At 50.8% G+C, this 903-nt stretch carries 1 protein-coding gene; it reads right to left on the bottom strand.

Translation table 11 applies throughout. From position 1 onward, the window contains the following. Window positions 1-40: 40 nt before the first annotated feature. Window positions 41-769 carry a hypothetical protein gene (locus tag K1V27_RS22530; RefSeq protein WP_258932533.1) on the bottom strand — a complete coding sequence of 243 codons (729 nt, stop codon included), beginning with the start codon at window positions 767-769 and terminating at the stop codon, window positions 41-43. Window positions 770-903 lie beyond the last annotated feature (134 nt).

Here is a 903-nt window from a genome sequence, read left to right as displayed (position 1 = left end):
TTTCGCACCAAGTCACCCTTCAAGCTTGTTTTATTAGAAACTAAAAATCTAAACGGCGTCCCCTATTCCAGGGCTGAAGGCGGGCGCCGGTTTCCTGTTTTGCCTGCTCGGCAGCCTTGCGTGTCGCCGCCCGCAGGTCTTCCTTTCTCATCACGATTCCCTTGCCGTCTGTACTCATCACCAGGATATCCGATGTTTGTTCAGCTCCCTCAGTTTTTCGGCCCGAGTAAAATGTCTCGAAATCCCGAGCTGCGGCAACTGCGATCTCCTGCATCTGGCGCTTCGGAATTTTACCGCCCGTGGTTTTCTTAACGTCGGCTACTGCTTCATCAAAGGAATGCCGAGCGATCTGTTCAACTGCTCGATACCTTAGCCCATGTGAGTATTTGTCCGGGGCAAGGTTAAGCTCTGCATCCAGTGGAAATTTGCTCTCAATCCCGGGGGCACCGTAACCTTTGCGTCTAACCTTTACGTCGCCGAAGATTGTCGCCAGGGTGCGTTCACAATTTTCACGACAATCAGCCAAATGGGTGCCGTCTGGCGCAGTCAACTGCTTTCTACGCGGCTCCCGCAAAGCACGTAGATCCAGATGAGCCTGTATCAAGCGCCGCAGTAATTCGTTTCCCATTCGGCAAATCAGGTCTTCTATCCGGCCATGCTCCATAGCTGCCGTGCTTTCATCGCAAAGCGCACTGATCAGTGATTCAAACTGCTGACAAGGCAAATCGAATACTCCGAATAAGTCATCAAGATGACCGGTTTGAATCATATGAGGTCTCCTTTGGGTTATGGGTTGGCGGGATACCATCCCATAATGGAGACAAAATGTCCAGTCCCTTGATATCAATCCAAATTATGATCAGCTACTGCCTTTCAAGCTGTCGTTCTAAAAGAGCCGCACCC

It is taken from the genome of Desulfoferrobacter suflitae (assembly GCF_022603395.1).
Classification (GTDB): Bacteria; Desulfobacterota; Syntrophobacteria; order Syntrophobacterales; family Syntrophobacteraceae; genus Desulfoferrobacter; species Desulfoferrobacter suflitae.
The sequence above is the reverse complement of the archived record's forward strand: the minus strand, read 5'-3'. Positions and strand labels throughout refer to the sequence as shown.

Excerpts from the sequence above, each read along its gene's own strand:
- K1V27_RS22530 (WP_258932533.1), bottom strand. The coding sequence starts at position 769 with ATGATTCAAACCGGTCATCTTGATGACTTATTCGGAGTATTCGATTTG.